Annotated in this window: 16 protein-coding genes; 6 read left to right on the top strand and 10 right to left on the bottom strand. The window is 69.8% G+C overall.

Annotated features, from left to right (window positions below; translation table 11 throughout):
- Nucleotides 1-5: 5 nt before the first annotated feature.
- A complete protein-coding gene (locus BKA10_RS16125) occupies nt 6-1,028 on the bottom strand; it encodes a pyridoxal-phosphate dependent enzyme (RefSeq protein WP_183500903.1) in 1,023 nt (340 codons plus the stop codon).
- 156 nt (nt 1,029-1,184) lie between these two features.
- Nucleotides 1,185-1,766, bottom strand: coding sequence for a carboxymuconolactone decarboxylase family protein (locus tag BKA10_RS16120; protein WP_241740020.1), 582 nt, complete (start codon nt 1,764-1,766; stop codon nt 1,185-1,187).
- 117 nt (nt 1,767-1,883) lie between these two features.
- On the opposite strand from BKA10_RS16120, the gene BKA10_RS16115 reads away from it, so the two are divergent.
- From BKA10_RS16115 to BKA10_RS16095, 5 genes are read left to right on the top strand one after another with little or no spacing between them, the layout of a single operon-like run.
- Nucleotides 1,884-2,663: an SDR family oxidoreductase gene (locus BKA10_RS16115; protein WP_183500901.1), complete on the top strand. Its 780-nt coding sequence runs from the start codon at nt 1,884-1,886 to the stop codon at nt 2,661-2,663.
- A gap of 20 nt (nt 2,664-2,683) precedes the next feature.
- Nucleotides 2,684-3,463, top strand: a complete 780-nt coding sequence (locus BKA10_RS16110) for an SDR family NAD(P)-dependent oxidoreductase (protein ID WP_183500900.1) — start codon at nt 2,684-2,686, stop codon at nt 3,461-3,463.
- Between the two features lie 51 nt (nt 3,464-3,514).
- Nucleotides 3,515-4,390, top strand: coding sequence for a fumarylacetoacetate hydrolase family protein (locus BKA10_RS16105; RefSeq protein WP_183500899.1), 876 nt, complete (start codon nt 3,515-3,517; stop codon nt 4,388-4,390).
- Complete coding sequence (locus BKA10_RS16100) at nt 4,387-5,229, top strand: fumarylacetoacetate hydrolase family protein (RefSeq protein ID WP_183500898.1); 843 nt, start codon at nt 4,387-4,389, stop codon at nt 5,227-5,229. The genes BKA10_RS16105 and BKA10_RS16100 overlap by 4 nt, the downstream gene beginning before the upstream one ends.
- A 5-nt stretch (nt 5,230-5,234) precedes the next feature.
- The gene (locus BKA10_RS16095) at nt 5,235-6,014 is read left to right on the top strand and encodes a nucleoside hydrolase (protein ID WP_183500897.1); all 780 of its coding nucleotides are present in this window, start codon (nt 5,235-5,237) and stop codon (nt 6,012-6,014) included.
- A gap of 49 nt (nt 6,015-6,063) precedes the next feature.
- Here the strand turns inward: BKA10_RS16095 and BKA10_RS16090 are convergent, their stop codons facing one another.
- From BKA10_RS16090 to BKA10_RS16075, 4 genes are read right to left on the bottom strand one after another with little or no spacing between them, the layout of a single operon-like run.
- Nucleotides 6,064-8,292: an alpha-L-rhamnosidase gene (locus BKA10_RS16090; protein WP_183500896.1), complete on the bottom strand. Its 2,229-nt coding sequence runs from the start codon at nt 8,290-8,292 to the stop codon at nt 6,064-6,066.
- A complete protein-coding gene (locus BKA10_RS16085; protein ID WP_206686715.1) occupies nt 8,289-9,254 on the bottom strand; it encodes an alpha/beta hydrolase in 966 nt (321 codons plus the stop codon). Before BKA10_RS16085 ends, BKA10_RS16090 begins: the two co-directional genes overlap by 4 nt.
- A gap of 31 nt (nt 9,255-9,285) precedes the next feature.
- Nucleotides 9,286-10,203: an alpha/beta hydrolase gene (locus BKA10_RS16080; RefSeq protein WP_183500895.1), complete on the bottom strand. Its 918-nt coding sequence runs from the start codon at nt 10,201-10,203 to the stop codon at nt 9,286-9,288.
- Between the two features lie 51 nt (nt 10,204-10,254).
- Nucleotides 10,255-10,800, bottom strand: coding sequence for a quercetin 2,3-dioxygenase (locus tag BKA10_RS16075; RefSeq protein ID WP_183500894.1), 546 nt, complete (start codon nt 10,798-10,800; stop codon nt 10,255-10,257).
- A 190-nt stretch (nt 10,801-10,990) separates the two neighbouring features.
- Between BKA10_RS16075 and BKA10_RS16070 the strand changes: the two genes are divergently transcribed.
- Complete coding sequence (locus tag BKA10_RS16070; RefSeq protein WP_183500893.1) at nt 10,991-11,902, top strand: LysR family transcriptional regulator; 912 nt, start codon at nt 10,991-10,993, stop codon at nt 11,900-11,902.
- Nucleotides 11,903-11,905: 3 nt separating this feature from the next.
- Here the strand turns inward: BKA10_RS16070 and BKA10_RS16065 are convergent, their stop codons facing one another.
- Genes BKA10_RS16065 through BKA10_RS16050 form a run of 4 tightly spaced genes read right to left on the bottom strand, consistent with a single transcriptional unit; the run spans nt 11,906 to nt 16,604 of the window.
- On the bottom strand, nt 11,906-12,805 hold the full coding sequence (locus BKA10_RS16065; protein WP_248199153.1) for an alpha/beta hydrolase: 900 nt from the start codon (nt 12,803-12,805) through the stop codon (nt 11,906-11,908).
- A 21-nt stretch (nt 12,806-12,826) separates the two neighbouring features.
- Nucleotides 12,827-13,693 carry an ATP-binding cassette domain-containing protein gene (locus BKA10_RS16060; RefSeq protein WP_183500892.1) on the bottom strand — a complete coding sequence of 289 codons (867 nt, stop codon included), beginning with the start codon at nt 13,691-13,693 and terminating at the stop codon, nt 12,827-12,829.
- Nucleotides 13,693-15,666 carry a dipeptide/oligopeptide/nickel ABC transporter permease/ATP-binding protein gene (locus BKA10_RS16055; protein WP_183500891.1) on the bottom strand — a complete coding sequence of 658 codons (1,974 nt, stop codon included), beginning with the start codon at nt 15,664-15,666 and terminating at the stop codon, nt 13,693-13,695. Before BKA10_RS16055 ends, BKA10_RS16060 begins: the two co-directional genes overlap by 1 nt.
- Nucleotides 15,663-16,604 carry an ABC transporter permease gene (locus BKA10_RS16050; protein WP_301549513.1) on the bottom strand — a complete coding sequence of 314 codons (942 nt, stop codon included), beginning with the start codon at nt 16,602-16,604 and terminating at the stop codon, nt 15,663-15,665. The genes BKA10_RS16055 and BKA10_RS16050 overlap by 4 nt, the downstream gene beginning before the upstream one ends.
- Nucleotides 16,605-16,641 lie beyond the last annotated feature (37 nt).

The raw sequence follows: 16,641 nt of genomic DNA, 5'->3' as shown, positions 1-16,641 counted from the left end.
GGAGCTCAGCCGAGCCCGAATGATGCCGACGAACCCGATGACGCCTGCGCGGCGACCGCACCGGCAGCCGGAGCCGTCTCGAACCCGTTCTTCTCGAGCCACTCGTCGTCGTACAGCTTGCTGAGATAGCCGCGGCCGTGATCGGGCAGGAGCACGACGACCACGGCATCCTTCGGCAGCTCTCGGGCGACGCGCAACGCGGCCACGACCGCCATGCCGCTGGAGCCGCCGACGAGCAGCCCCTCTTCGCGGGCGAGGCGCCGGGTCATCGCGAACGATTCGGCGTCGTCGACTCGCTCGTAGCCGTCGACGACCTTCGGGTCGAAGGTGTCGGGCATGAAGTCCTCGCCGACGCCCTCGACGAGGTAGCCGTGGATGGGACCGCCCGAGTAGATGGAGCCCTCCGGGTCGGCGCCGATGACGGTGACCTCACCGGCCGAGGCCTCCTTGAGGAATCTGCCGGTGCCGCTGATCGTGCCGCCGGTGCCGATTCCCGCGACGAAATGAGTGACCTGGCCGTCGGTGTCGCGCCAGATCTCCGGGCCGGTCGTCTCGTAGTGGCCGCGGGGGCCGTTGAGATTCGCGAACTGGTTGGGCTTGAACGCGCCGGGGATCTCGCGGGCGAGCCGGTCGGAGACGCTGTAGTACGAGTCGGGATGCTCGGGCGGCACGCTCGTCGGTGTCATGACGACCTCGGCGCCGTAGGCCTTGAGCACGGCGACCTTCTCGCCGGCGAACTTGTCGGGGACGACGAAGATCATCCGGTAGCCGCGCTGCAGGGCGATCAGGGCGAGGCCGACGCCGGTGTTGCCGCTGGTCGGCTCGACGATCGTGCCACCAGGCTCTAGGAGGCCGTCGCGCTCGGCCGCCTCGATGATGTTGCGGGCGATGCGATCCTTGGCCGAGCTGCCGGGGTTGAAGTACTCGACCTTCGCGAGCACCGTGGCGGCGATGCCGTCGGTGACGTGGCCTAGCCGGACGAGCGGGGTGTTTCCGACCAAGTAGGCGATGTGGTCTGCGTAGCGCATGAGAGGTGTCCTGGGTTGATGGCATCCATGCCTGAAGAGATCAGGCGGATGCCGGCTGTCGGGGTCGTCGGAGGCGCGCGTGAGCGCTTAGCGACAACAGCGACAGGTCAGAAGCACGGGTTCACCGTAACCTGCCAACACACCGCTTGTCGAGTTCTACGGCACCGGGGTACCGCGCCCGGCCGGTATCACCGCTGCTTCGTCGGCGTCGAACACGCGCAGGTACTGGGCGAGCAGGGCGTAGTAGCCGACGAGCGTGCACAGCTCCACCTGCGTCCGCGCGTCGAGATGTGACGCCGACGGCGCCGCGTCACCCCGCGCTGCGGCTCGGGCGAACTCGACGGCTTCACGCTCGTCGGCCGCGAGTCCGCGCGGAACGGTGCCGGCGGCGAGCGCCGACAGCTCATGCTCGGTCAGGCCGATCGCCCGGCCGATCGCGGCATGCGCATCCCACTCGTACCGGCACCCGGCGTGGACCGCGACGACGAGAATGGCCAGTTCGCGCACGCGATCACTCAGCGACGAGCCGAAGCGGATGGCGGCACCGAGCGCCTGGACCGCCTCCCCGACTCCGGGAGCGTGGAGCATGACGTTGAACGGGCCGGTGAGCGACCCGTCAGGGCGGGTCAACGCAAAGTGCTGCGGCCCCTGGGCCCGCGGCCCGCCGGCGATCTGCGTGTAGAGGTGCTGCTGCTCCGCGCTCAACTCGCCCGGCACCAAGTGACTGATCCGACCCATCATCCGCCCTTCCGGCCGTGGTCGGATTGACCCCGGCAACTCCTCGCGCTACTCTTCAGTGAACGAAATCACTTTTTACTAGCTGAAAGATCAGCAAAGTCATTGGAGACTACCGCAGTGCCCCATGAAGCGCCACAGACCCGCACCGATGACTGGCTCGGACTCTCGGGGGCACGTGTCCTCGTCGCCGGAGCCGGCGGAATCGGGGGCGCATGCGCCGCCGCCTATGCACGGGCCGGCGCACACGTCGCGGTCGTCGACCACGACCGCAGGGCTCTCGATGCCCTCGCCACCACCCACCCGGACGTCACCTTCACCCTCCTCGAAGCAGACCTCACCGCGCATGGCGCCGGCGAGCACGTCGTCACCGAGGTGATCCAGACCCTCGGGGGCCTCGAAGTGCTCCTGCACGCCGTGGGCATGAACGACCGCCGCCCGATCCTCGAGTTCACGGAGGACGAGTGGGAGAAGGTCATGCAGGTCAACCTGTTCACGGTCTTCGGGCTCGCGCAGGCCGCGGGCCGCCACATGGTCGCGCAGGGCCATGGCCGCATCCTCGCCCTCTCGAGCGTCTCGGGACTGCTCGCCCATCACTCGCACGGGCCGTACGCCGCCTCGAAGGGCGGCATCAACCAGCTGCTGCGCGTCATGGCCCGGGAGTGGGCCGAGTCCGGCGTCACCGTCAACGCCCTCGCGCCGGGCTACATCGAGACGCCCCTCACCTCGGGCGAGCTCGCCAAGCCCGGCAAGCGCGCGTCGCTCGAGGGCCTGGTGCCCGCGGGCCGCCTCGGCACGCCGGACGAGGTCACCGGCCCCGCCCTGTTCCTCTCCTCCGTCCACGCCGGGTTCGTCACGGGACACGTGATGTACATCGACGGCGGGCGCACACTGGTCTGACAGAGAAAGGAAGATCGACGATGACGCAGATCTATCCCCGGTTCGCCGGGAAGACGGTACTCGTGACCGGCGCCGGCACCGGCTTCGGCGCCGAGATCGCGGCGCGTGCCGCGCAGGAGGGCGCGAAGGTCGCCGTCCACTACAACAGCTCGAAGGCGGGCGCCGAGAAGACGCTCGAGCGTGTGCGCAAGGCTGGCAGCGACGGCATCATCGTGCAGGCCGACATCTCGAAGTGGGACCAGATCAAGGCGATGGCCGATGCCGTGTTCGCCGAGTTCGGCACCCTCGACGTACTCGTCAACAACGTCGGCGACGTCTCGAGCGAGCAGATGTCGTGGCGGGAACTCACCCAGGAGGCGCTCGACGCGGTCATCGACGTCGACGTCAAGGGCACGCTGCTGATGACGCACGAGTTCGGCGAGCGGATGCTCGAGCAGGGACACGGCTCGATCGTCAACGTCGGCTCGACCGTGATCGTCCGCGGCTCACCCCGTGCCCCGCAGTACGCGGCCGCGAAGTACGGCATCCTCGGCATCACGAAGTCGTACGCCAAAGCGTTCGCCCCCGCCGTGCGGGTGAACACCTTCGCCCCCGGCTTCATGGAGACCGAGCGGCTGCTGCAGCGCGAGGACTGGAAGAGCGGTCGCCGCGAGGTGCTGATCTCGCAGACCCCGATGGGCGTCATCCCGCCGCCCGAGTTCGTCGCCGGCACGTGCCTCTGGCTCGCGACCGACGAAGCCGCGCACCTGACCGGCGGCTACATGCTCGCCGACGGCGGATTCAACATGGTCGGTGCCTGAGTCCTTCGACAGGCTCAGCTCCGGCATCCGATTCAACAGAAAGAGACACCCATGAAGCTCATCACCTTCGACGGCGGCCGGGTCGGTCGCCTCGAGCTCGAAGAGGGCGTCGTCATCGAACTCGACGTACCCTCGACCCGTGAGTACTTCGAGCGCGGCGGCGACGTGCGCGAGAGCGGCGAGCGCCTGAACTACGCCGACGTGAAGCTCGAGGCGCCGATCCGCCCCAAGAAGTTCTTCCACACCGCGGGCAACTTCGCCGACCACCACAACGAGCTGACCGCCGTGGACTGGTCGCACCCGGTGCACAAGGGCATCGTGTTCTTCCAGAACGTCGACGCGATCATCGGCCCCGACGACGACATCGTCTACCCCGAGGGCCTCACGAAGGAGCTGGACTACGAACTCGAGCTCGGCATCATCATCGGCAAGTCGGGCAAGTTCTTCGGCCCCGACGAGGCCGATGACTACATCGCCGGCTTCACGGTGTTCAACGACATCACCGCGCGCGACATCCAGCGCAAGGAGATGGAGTCGGGCGTGTTCTCGTTCAGCAAGGGCATCGACACCTTCTGCCCGATCGGCCCCTGGATCGTCACCCGCGACGAGGTGCCCGACATGCACGAGCTGCCCATGCAGCTGCGCGTCAACGGCGAGGTGCGCCAGCAGGGCAACACCAACCAGACCCGCATCAAGTTCCCGCATCTGGTCGCCTACCATTCGCCGCAGATCTACAGCGCGGGCGACATCATCACCACCGGCACCATCTCGGGCGTCGCGGCCGTGCAGCCCGACCCGTTCGACTTCTACCTGAAGCCGGGCGACAAGATCGAGGCCGAGATCACCGGCATCGGCACGCTCCGCAACACCGTCATCTCGTGGGAAGACCGGTACGGCGAGCCGGCTCCGCAGCGGGTCGACTGGTGAAGCTCGGCAACCTGCACGGTCGCGCGGTCCTCATCGACGGGGACCGCGCGACCGATGTCGCCGCCGCGTCGGACGGCCACTTCGGCCCCGACCCGCAGGCGCTGTTCGAGGATTGGCCCGGGTTCGTGTCGTGGGCGACGGATGCCGGATCCGCGGCATCCGCCCCGTTCGATGAGGCCGAGCTCGGCGCGCCCGTGCCGGCCCCGCGGCAGGTGTTCGCGATCGGCCTGAACTACGCCGAGCACGCCGCCGAGGCCGGCTACCCGCCGGATGCGATGCCGGTCACCTTCACGAAGTTCCCGTCGTCGATCGTCGGGCCGGATGCCGTCGTCGCACTGCCCGAGGGTCACGTCGACTGGGAGGTCGAACTGGTCGTCGTCATCGGCACCCGCGCGCACCGCGTCACCCGTGAAGACGCCTGGTCGCACGTGGCCGGGCTCACGATCGGGCAGGACCTGTCGGAGCGCATCACGCAGCTGCAGGGCTCGGCGCCGCAGTTCAGCCTGGGCAAGTCGTTCCTCGGCTTCGGGCCGACCGGCCCGTGGCTGGTCACGCCCGACGAGTTCGCCGACCGCGACGACCTCGCGATCTCGTGCGCGCTGTCGGGCGAGGGCATGCAGTCGTCGCGCACCTCGATGATGCTCTACGACGTGCCCGAGCTGCTCGTGCGGCTGTCGGCCGTGTGCCCGCTGCTGCCCGGCGACATCATCTTCTCGGGCACCCCGTCGGGTATCGGCAACCGCCGCACCCCGCCGCGGTTCATCGGGCCGGACGATGTGCTGGTCAGCGAGATTGAGGGCATCGGCACGCTGACCACCCGCTTCACCTCGGCAGGCTGAGTCGCATGGGTCGCCGGCAGGTCATCGTCGACAACGACTTCGCCGGCGACCCCGACGGGCTCGTCGCGCTGGCGCATCTGCTGCTGAGCGACGAGCTCGACATCGCCCTGGTGACCACGACCGGGGTCGATCCGGCGCTCGCGCAGCTGGCGGGCATCGACCCGGCGACCTCGGCCGCGCGCGGCGCGGACGCAGCCCGCCGGCTGGTCGCCCAGGTCGGGGCGACCGTCGAGGTCGTGGCGGGGCCGGAGTCGTTCGCCCCGGGCGCACGTGCTTCAGCCGCGTCCCGCGCGATCGTCGAGGCGGTCGCCGGCGCCGCGGCGGTGCCGGTCGGCATCCTGTGCGGCGGCCCGCTGACGAACGTCGCCGCCGCCCTCGAGGCCGCCCCGACGCTCGGCGAGCGCGCGATGCTCGTGTGGATCGGCGGCAGCGCCGCGGGCGCTGAATACAACCGCGACACCGACGCCGATGCGGCGGAGGAGGTGCTCGGCTCCGGCATCCCGGTCCACTCCGTTCCGCGCGAGACATATGAACGAATGAGGGTCTCGCTCGCTGAGATCACCGGCGACCTCGCGGCGGCGTCCCCGCTCGGCCGGGCGCTTGCCGACCTGTTGCTGGATGTGCCGCCGTTCGTCGATCTGCGCGGCGCACTCACCCTCGGCGACAGCGCCCTGGCATCCGTCGCCGTGCTCGAGCCGCCCACAGACCTCAGCCGCTCGGCGATCGTCGAGTCGGTCGACATGCGCCTGCTGTGGGGTGACTTCCTCGCGAGGCTGCGCCGCTGAGTCGGGCGCACCGCCGCTCGCCGGAGGTTCGAAGCTCCGCGAGTAGGGATCAGCGGGTGTGGATGCCGGCGCTCACCACCTCGTCGTCGCGGCCGGGCAGCCGCAGCACGGCCTCGGTGCCGGCCGGCACCGAGACTTCCGCGCGCAGGTCGGCGCCGTCGAGCTCCCAGTGCACGGCGACCGTGCCGAATCCGGTGTCGAGACTCGCGCGCGCCCAGGTGAGCCCGCCGCCGGGCTGCGGCGCGATGAGGATGCGCCGGTAGCCGGGTTCGAGCGGCGCGATGCCGCCGATGCGACGGTGCATCCAATCGGCGACGGCGCCGAGCGCGTAGTGATTGAACGAGGTCATCTCGCCGGGGTTGATCGACCCGTCGGGCAGCATCGAGTCCCAGCGCTCCCAGATTGTGGTCGCCCCCATCGTGATCGGGTACAGCCACGACGGGCACTCCGTCTGCAGCAGCAGCCGGTAGGCGTCGCCGTGGTGGCCGGTGGCGGCCAGCGCGTCGAGGATGAACGGGGTCCCGGCGAAACCGGTGCTCACACGATAGCCGGTGGCGGCGACGAGCTCGGCCAGGCGCCGTCCGGCGGCCGCCCGGTCACGCTCGCCCAGAATGCCGAACACGATCGCGAGCGTGTAGACCGTGGTCGCATCGCTGCGGATGACGCCGTCGTCGAGATACTCGGCTTCGAACCCGGCGCGCAGCCGGGCGGCGAGGGCGCGGAACTCCCCGGCATCCTCCCCCAGCACCTCCGCCGCCTCGGCGACGATCGTGGCGGTGCGATACGCGCAGATCGTGGCGACCACGTGCGGGTCGGCCTTGGACTTGCCGGGGTTGTCCGGCGGGGCATCGGGGTCGAGCCAGTCGCCGAACTGGAACCCGCTGTCCCACACCCCGCTGGGCGCCAGCATGCCGCCGATGCTGCGCGCGTGCGCCGCCATCGAGTCCAACTGCTCGGCGAGTACCGTGCGGTCGCCGTAGGCGGTCCACAGCGCCCACGGCACCCAGACCGCCGCGTCACCCCAGACCGCAGTGGGCCCGGGCTTGGGCATGCCCTCGGGCATGGTGAAGTACTTGACCGCGTCGGGCACCACGATCGGCACGACACCTCCGGCGTGCTGCTGCTCGAGTGCGAGATCGCGAAGCCAGTCGCGCAGGAAGTCCCGCACGTCATAGAGATACGCGGCCGTAGGCGCGAAGGCCGACAGGTCACCGGTCCAGCCGAGCCGTTCGTCACGCTGCGGGCAGTCGGTGGGCACGTCGACGAAGTTGCCGCGCATGCCCCAGATCGTGTTGCGATGCAGCTGGTTGAGCTGCTCGTCCGACGTCTCGAGGTGGCCGGTGCGGCGCAGGTCGCTCGTCACGACGACGGCGATGAGAGCGGATGCCAGGGCGTCGGCGTCGCCGGGCCACCCATCGACCTCGACATACCGGAACCCGTGGAAGGTCAGCGTCGGCTCGAACACGTCGTCGCCGCCGCTGAGGGTGAACCGGTCGGTCGCCGCGGCGCTGCGCAGCGGCCGGGTGCCGAGCTCGTCGTGCTCGAGCACCTCGGCGTGCCGCAGCGTCACGACCGTGCCGCGCTCGCCACGCACGCGCACCCGCACCCAGCCGACCAGGTTCTGGCCGAAATCGACCAGCGTCCTGCCCGCGGGCGACTGCCAGACGCGCACCGGCGCGACGTCCTCGTGCCGCCGCACCGGCGGGCCGATGTGCGGCTCGAGGCGGTCGGTCCAGCCGTCGACCATGTGGACGCCCGTCCAGTCGCTTCCCGCGAAGCCCGGCTGCAGCCACGCGTCGTCGCGGCGCCGGGCGTCGATCGACTGCCCGTCGTAGAGATCGTTGGCGGTGGTGGCCGACGGGCCGCTGCGCCAGCCGGCATCCGTCCCGAACACCTGCTCGTACCCATCCGCGAACGTGACGCGCAGCTCGGCGAACCCGGCGAGCTCGTCACCGTACAGCGCCCGGTCGCCGTCCCAGCCGAGCCGGCCGCGGAACCACCCGTTGCCCAGCGCGAGTCCGATCACGGTCGTGTCAGCCACCAGCGCCGTCACGTCGTGCTCGCGGAAGCGGACACGCCATTCGTAGCTCGACCAGCCCGGCGTCAGCAGGTCCGCGGATGCCGGCTCCCCGCCGATCCACGCCTCGACGACGCCGAGAGCGCTGAGCTTCAGAGTGGCTCGGGTGACGGCGCCGTGGCCCGGTTCGAGGGTGACCTCGCCGCGCAGCAGCGGCGCACCGCCGAAATCGTCATCGGCGGCGATGAAGTGCGCGGTCATCGGGCCCCGCTCAGCTGCGTGGCGATCCAGTCGATCGCTTCGTCCATCAGGGGTAGCGGGTCGGCACCGAGGAACACGTGATCGGCGCCGGCGACGCGACGCAGCTCGACATCGGCGCCGACAATCGTCAGGGCGTCGAAGAACACCTCGCTCTGTGCGATCGGCACGAGGGCGTCCTGCTCGCCGTGCATCAGCAGGAACGGCGGTGCGTCGGCGCGCACGTGCGAGACCGGTGAGCACAGCCGCAGTGCATCGGCGCCGAGCGGCGACCCATCGGTGAGGATGTGCAGCGGCTCGCGGCTGAGCGTCGCGGCATGCGAGGGCGGGACGAGGGCGGGATCGACCGGCAGCGCCCGCAGTTCCAGCAGCTCGGCGTCGTGGACCCCGTACCAGTCGACGACTGCGGTCACCGACGTGTCACCGGTGCCGACGCCTTCATCGCCGTCCCATTCGACCTGCCCGCCGGTGAGGCCGACCAGCGCCGCCAGATGCGCACCCGCCGATTCGCCCCACACCACGATGCGACCGGCATCGATGCCGAGATCATCGGCGAACCGGCGCAGGTAGCGCAGCGCCGCTTTGGCGTCGTGCAGCTGGGCCGGGAACGGCGCCTCTTTCGAGTGCCGGTAGTCCAAGGTGGCCACGGCGTAGCCGGCGTCGACGATCTTCTGGAACAGTGCGCCGACCGGCCACATCACGGGAGGCAGCCGGCGATCGCCCATGAGCCACGCACCACCGTGAACCCACAGCACCACCGGGGGCCGAACGACACCCTGGGGCACGTGAACGTCGAGCAGCAGCGGGCGGTACCCCGGGATCATCGAGTAGGTCAGACCCTCGAAGGCGTGGGCGCCCGTCGGCGGTGCCGGTCGCTCGGCGCCGACGGGCCGGATGTACGGCGGCGGCGGCCACTCGTGGTCGGCGATCTCGGTGAAGGCGGGGATGGCGGCGGTTTCGGTCATGCTCTTCCTTGAGTCTGGCGGGTCGGGGGCTTCAGGTCAGCTCGCGGGCGAGGAACTGCACCGAGCGCTTGATGATCGGCGCCCGGTCGACGCCCTCGAAAATATGGTCGGCGCCGGGGATGATCTCGAGCTCGACGCGCGCGCCGACTTGCTCGACCGCCGCGGCGAGGGTGACGCTCTGCGCGGTCGGCACCGCCCGGTCGTCGGTCCCGTGGACGAGCAGCAAGGGCGCCGCGTCGGCGGAGACGTGCGCGATCGGGCCGGCGAACCGTACGGCATCCGATTCGATCGCCACGTCCTCGCCCACCAGCCACGACTCGGCAGAGTCGGGGTGACCGTGCGTCCCCGCCCCCGGTACCGTGCGCTGCTCATCCATTCGCGCGAAGTCAGTCGGGGTGTACCACCCGACCGCGGCGCGGACGCGCGAGCTCGCCGTCGGCACGCCGTCGGTGCCGGTGATCCGCTCGTCCGAACTGTTCATGGCGAGGAAGGCGGCGAGGTGTCCGCCCGCCGACTCGCCGATCACGCCGATCGCGTCAGACCGCAAGCCGAGCTCATCGCCGTAGGTCGCCAGCCAGCGCACCGCGGCCGACACGTCGTTGACACAGGCGGGGAAGGTCGCCTCGCGGCTGAGCCGGTACTCCACCGAGGCCACGGCGATGCCGGCGTCGAGCAGCGCACGCCACAGCGGCGCGGCGACCCAGTTCTCGCGGCGCGAACCGATGCGCCACCCGCCACCGTGAAGGTACACGGCAACCGGGTGCGGTCCGTCGTCGGCGGGCAGGTGCAGATCCATGCGCAGCGGTCGGTACCCCAGGATCTTGGCGTACTCGATGCCGGTCACGACGCTCTCACCGTCGGCTCGGGCGACAGCGGGGGCAAGATCGCTCAGGGTGTCGTGCGTCGGCGGGACGAATGCGGTGGGGAGGACAGCGGTGTCTTCGGTCATGTTGTCATCATCTCGGCCCGCATCGTGCGGCGGCGAACTGGGCGACACGATTCAATCGCGGAACTGGAAGTCGGGCTGGAACACCGTGGCGTACTTCTCACCCGCGGCGCGCATGACCTCGAAGTCGGGCACGTAGATACCGGCCGGTTCCGTCAGGTCGCTCTTCTGCCCCATGGCGTGGAAGAACCGCTCGAACCCGGCGGTGCCGCAGCCGAAGACCTTCGACGAGTTGTGGATCTGGAAGGCATGTACCGTTCCAGCCGGCACGTACGCGAAGTCGCCCGTGGTGAGGGTGGTCTTGCTGTGGTAGTCGGCGGTGTCGTCCATCCACACCGTGATCTCGCCGTCGACGACATAGAAGATCTCGTGGGTCTTCAGGTGGGTGTGGGCCGGGATGCGGTCGCCCCGGTTGCCCTGCATCGTGAAGGCGCCGAACTGGTCTTCCGTCTCGTCGGCCGACAGCAGGATCGTGAACAGCTGGTCGAACACCAGCGACTTCTCGCCCTCGCCGTTGCCGAGAACGAACGGCTTGGGCGCGGCGGGAAGGATGCCGGCGAAGGGAGCCTTGTCGGTGTCATCGATGGCGAAGATGGTCATTGCTTACCTCCATGTAAAGCAGTGCTGATAGCGGCTCCCTGCGGGAGAATCCTTGGGGGGATCGTTAGGCAGAGGGAACGGTCGGCTCATTCCGATCGATCGCTACGGATGCATCAAGTCTCAAGCGAATGCGGCGATGGGGGAAGTTCGCCTTTCCTACGCAGCATTAGCCTGGGGCTAAGATGCCCACATGGATATCCCGATCCACGTCATGCGGTACTTCTGTGTGCTCGCCGAAGAGCTGCACTTCGGCCGGGCCGCCGAGCGCCTCAACATCACGCCGCCCTCGCTGAGCCAGCAGATCAGCCGCCTCGAGCAGCAGATCGGGGTGAAGCTGCTGGATCGCAGCCCCCGCAAGGTCGAACTCACCGCCGCCGGCCGCGAGCTGCTGCCGCTGGCGCGCCGCCTGCAGGACGACCACGATCAGGTGCTCGCCTGGGCTCGCGGGGTACAGCGCGATCGCGATGCCCCGATGCTGCGCGTGGGGGTGGTCGCCGCGGGCGCCGGCACGCTGACGACCGCCGCGATCGCCAGCACGCTGCAGCTCGTGCCGACCGCCCGCGTCGAGATGCGCCGGCTGGGGTTCTTCGACGTGGCCGGCGAGCTGGAGTCGGGGCGCGTCGACGTCGTGTTCGCCCCGTCGCCGATGCGGCTGCCGCCGCGGGTGCGGGTCGAGGAGCTGTGGCGTGAGCCCCGGGTCCTCGTCGTGCCGACCGGGCATCGGTTCGCCGAGCGTGAGTCGGTGTCGATTCTCGAGACGGCCGACGAGGTGTTCGTGGCCGCCGGGGGCGGTGCCCCCGAGATCGTCGATTGGTGGATCGTCGACCCGCGGCCCGACGGCTCGCGGCCGCGGCGCGGCCCGACCGCCGACAGCGTCGAGGGCCTGCTCGAGCTGGTCGCCGCGGGCGCGGGTGTCAACATCGCGGGCGAGTCGGCCAGCCACCACTATCGCCGCGACGAGTTGCGCTACGTGCGCATCGACGACATCGCGCCGGCCACCATCATGCTGTGCAGCCTGAGCGACACCGTGAACCCGATGGTGCCGCGGTTCCGCGAGACCGCCCTGGCGCTGTCACCCGTGGTCAACCCGACGCTGCACTGAGGCTCAATCCGAGCTCAGCACCCATCGCATGCGAGCAAAAGTCCGCTCGGCGCCGGGGTGGCCGACGACGTTGAGATATCCGTGCTGGGTTCCAGGCTCTCTGACGACCGTGACATCGACCGAGCTTCGCGCGAGGTCGGCGGCGAATGCCTCACCGGAGGCGCGCAACGCGTCCTGCTCGGCGTTGACGATGAGAGTCCGTGGCATGCCGCGCATGTCGTGTCCGCCGGGGAAGGCATATATGTCATGCGGTGAGGCGCCCCCGAGATATCCCCGGGCTATCGCCTGGCCCACCTCCGGCGGCATCGCCGCGTGCTGCGGAAGCGCGTCGAGGAGTCCCCTCAACTCGTCGTCCGGTTCGGGGATCTCGTGGTGCAAGAGCGGATAGATGAGCAGCAGAGAGGCCGGGTTGTTGAACGCGCCGTCGTCTCGGATCCGGACCGCGGCGCTCGCAGCGAGGTTGCCTCCCGCGCTCGCGCCGCCGATCGAGATTCTTGCGGGATCACCACCCCAGCGGGCCGCGTTCTGCCGCGCCCATGAAACAGCCGCCACCGCCTGCAGAGATGCCGTCGGGAACGGGGCGCGGGGACCGGCGGCCGCCAGCTCGGCGGCGATCACGTCGGGGGATGGCCCACCGTCGCCCAGAGCGGGCGGCGGAAAATCGTCGAGCGCGTCGAGCGGGGCAAGGGTGTAGTCCACCGAGACGACGGTGACGCCGTCGCCGCTGAGGCGACAGGCGACTTCATCGGCTTCCGGCATATCGATCGTGCCGAACATGAATGCGCCGCCGTGCAGCCAGACGAGGACGGCACCGTTCGGGCGGTCGGCCGGGTAGACGCGAACTCGAAAGTCGCAGCCCGCAGCCTTGAGGGTGTGCTCGCTTGTCTCAGGCACGTTGGTCACATGATCCTTCCGTCATCTGGGTCACCCGACAGCTGCAGGAGCCTGGGCCTTCAGCTCTTGCCAGGCCTCGCGGCGACGCGCCTGTTCGTCGGGGTCGGGTACCGGCGAGGCGGCCATGAGCACCTTCGTGTAGTGCTCCCGCGGGTTGTAGACGATCTCGGAGGTCGGGCCGGCTTCGACGATCTCACCCCGGTTGAGCACGATGATGCGCTGGGCGAGGAACTCGACGACGGCCATGTCGTGCGCGATGAACAGGTAGCCGAGGTCGGCGCCGGCGCGCAGGTCGGCGAGCAGGTTCAGCACCTGGGCCTGGGTCGACAGGTCGAGGGCGCTGACGGCCTCGTCGCAGACGACGAGCCGCGGGTCGGTGACCAGCGCCCGGGCGATCGCGATGCGCTGCCGCTGCCCGCCCGAGAACTGGCGGGGGTAGCGGTCGGCTGAGCCCGCCGGCAGCCCGACTGCCGTCAGCACCTCGCGGGCGCGCCGGTCGCGGTCGGCACGCGGCACCTTCGCGACCCGCAGCGGCTCGGTGAGCGCGTCGCCGATCACGCGGCGTGGGTTCAGCGACGAGAACGGGTCTTGGAACACCGCGCGCAGGTCGCCCTGCAGCGACCGCCGGCCGGAAAGCCCCGCCCGGGTGATGTCGCGACCCTCGAACAGGATCTGGCCGCTCGCGACCGGGACGAGCCCCAGAATGGCGCGGCCGATCGTGGTCTTGCCCGACCCGGACTCGCCCACCAGGCCCAGCGTCTCGCCGCGTGCGATCGTGAACGACACGCCGCGCACCGCAGCGGGGCCCTTCTTGCCGTACCGGATCGTGAGGTCGCGTACCTCCAGCAGCGGCGTGGTCGCTTCGGCTTCAACGGCAACAGCGATGTCGACGGACATCAGTGCCCTCCCGTCCCGGCGCCCACGCGCCACTCTTCCTGGCGCCCGCGGACTTCGTCGCGCCGCACGCAGCGCACTCCCCCGGCGCCGACAGCACGAGCATCCAACGCCACGGCGGTCTGGCATTCCTCGCGAGCGAAGCGGCAGCGCTGGGCGAACCGGCATCCGCCGCCCCACGATCCCGGCGCGGGAACCTGCCCGGGGATGGACGCCAGACGCGGCGCGCTGTCGAGTTCGGCGATCAGGTGGGGGTCGGCGGCCAGCAGGGCCATCGTATAGGGGTGCTCCGGTCGCACCAGCACGTCGCGCACCGATCCGGTCTCGACGATCTCGCCGGCGTACATGACCGACACGTCGTCGCAGATGTCGGCGACGACCCCCAGGTCGTGCGTGACCAGGATAATCGACATGCCCCGGTCGGCGACGAGCTTCCGCAGCAGCGCGAGGATCTCGGCTTGCACCGTGACATCCAGCGCGGTGGTCGGCTCGTCGGCGATGAGCAGGCTCGGGGTTCCGGCCAAGGCGAGGCCGATCGCGACGCGCTGTGCCATGCCTCCCGAGATCTGGTGCGGGTAGCTGCCCAGCACCCGCGGCACGTCGACGATGCCGACGTCGGTGAGCAACTGCGCGGCGATCTGCTTCGCCTCACGGCCGCCGACCTTGCGCAGTCGCTTGATCGCGGCGGCCAGCTGCCACTCGACCGTGAACATGGGGTCGAGCGCACGAGTGGGCTCCTGCGAGATGAATGCGATCTCGTGGCCGCGCACCCGCTGCATGGCCCGCTCGCCGGCGCGGGCCAGATCGACGTCGCCCCAGCGGATGTAGCCCGAGCGCACCGAGAGTCCGGGCGCGAGCAGGCCCAGCATCGCGTACGAGGTGACGGACTTGCCGCAGCCCGATTCGCCGACGAGTCCCATGACCTTGCCCGGCTTCACACGCAGCGACACGCCGGTCACGAGGCTCGGGCCGTCGTCGACGCCGATGACGAGGTTCTCGACCGACAGTTCGCGCGCGGCGACGACGTCGGTGAAGGCGGGTTCGGCTGCGGGGTCGGGGTTCGCCGAATCGATGACGGATGCCGGTCGGCGCCGCCGTCGGATCGAGATGAGCGGTGGCGGCATGGCGGTGCCACCGGCGAGGACGTCGGACAGGGCGTTGGCCGCGATGATGGTCAGCGCGAGGACGCCACCGGTCGGGATCATCATCCACGGCTGCTGGAAGATGTAGCGCGAGGCGGCCTGGATCATGCCACCCCAGGTGGGCTCTGGCGGCTGCGGGCCGAGGCCGATGAAGGCCAGCCCCGCCTGCATGCCGATCGCGGCGCCGAACAGCAGCACGAACTGCACGATGACGGTGGTCGACATGTTGGGCAGCACGTGGCGCAGGCTCGCGAGCATGGGGCGCACGCCGTCGACGGCCGCGGCCTCGACGAACAGCTGTCGATGCAGCGACTTGGCCTGACCGAAGAAGACCCGGTAGACGGCGCCGAACACGAGCACGCCGAAGATCGACATGACGATCACCATGTTGGTGCCTACTGCGGCGATGACCGCGAGGATGATGACCATTCCCGGCAGCGACAGCACGATCTCGGCGACGCGGTTCATCACGACCTCGACGCGGGCCGAGCGTGCGGCCCAGAGCGTCAGCGGGATGGCGACGATCACGGCCACGATGGGCGTCAAGAGGGCGATGAACAGCGTCGGCGCTGCGGCGGTGACGATGCGCGACAGCAGGTCGCGGCCGAGTTCGTCGGTGCCGAGCAGGTGTTCTGCCGACGGACCCTGCAGCACCACCGAGAGGTCCTGCTCGAGCGGGCCGTACCGCAGCCACAGCGGCGCGGTGAGCGAGGCGAGCACGAGGCCCACAAGCCACACCAGCGACAGGATCGCGGTCGGAGAGGTGAGGAGCTTGCGGCCCATCCGGCGGTCGGTGCGGCGCGGCCGCACGATGGAGGTCGTAGAGACGGTCATGAGGCACGCAGCTTCGGGTCGAGGGCGAGCGTGAACAGTTCGAGGGCGAGGTTGACGATCACGACCACGAGGGTCGCGACGAGCACCAGTGCCTGCACGAAGGGCAGATCGGCGGCGCCGACGGCCGCTTGCATGGCTTGGCCGATGCCCGGCAGCGCGAACAGCACCTCGATGATGACCGAACCGCCGAACAGCAGGATGAATTGCACGGCGATGCTCGCCACGATCGGCAGGCTCGCGCCGCGCAGCGCGTGCACGTAGATGATGCGGGTGGTGGGGGTGCCGAGGGCCCGCAGGCTGCGCATGTGCTCCTGGGTGAGCGACTCGCCCATTGACGCACGAGTCTGCCGGGCGATGCCGGCGGCCGAGGTCAGGGCGATCGTGATCACCGGCAGCACGAGCGACCGCGCCCAGGCCTCGGGATTGACGTCGAAGGGCACGAACCCGGTGGCCGGCAGTAGCCGCAGCTGAACCGCGAAGACGTAGACCAGCAGCACGCCCACCCAGAATGCAGGAAGCGAGAGCAGGATGCCGCTGATCACCGTGACGGTGCGGTCGACGGCCCCGCCGCGCACAGCCGCGGCGACGCCCATGAAGATGCCCAGAATCGCGCTGACCAGCGTGCCGAAGATCGCCAGCGCCGCCGTGACGGGCAGCCGCTTGACGATGTCGTCGCCGATGTCACGGCCGTCGATCAGCGAGACGCCGAGGTTGCCCTGCAGCACCTGCCCGACCCAGTTCGCGAACTGCACGATCCACGGGTCGTACCAGCCGATTTCGGTGTTGTAGGCGTGCACCTGCTCGGGGGTGGCCGACTGCCCGAGGGCGACGCCGCCGGGGGTGGATCCCGACAGATGCACCAGCATGAATGCCACGAATGAGGCGACCAGCAGGGTGAGGACCGCGAAAGCGATCCGTTTGAGTACGAAGATGAGCATCATCACTCCCTTCGTCGGTGCCGGCGCTCAGGCGCCG

The sequence above is a fragment of the Microbacterium invictum genome, assembly GCF_014197265.1.
GTDB lineage: Bacteria > Actinomycetota > Actinomycetes > Actinomycetales > Microbacteriaceae > Microbacterium > Microbacterium invictum.
Note: the sequence above shows the minus strand (reverse complement) of the source record. Positions and strands in the feature narration are given on the sequence as shown.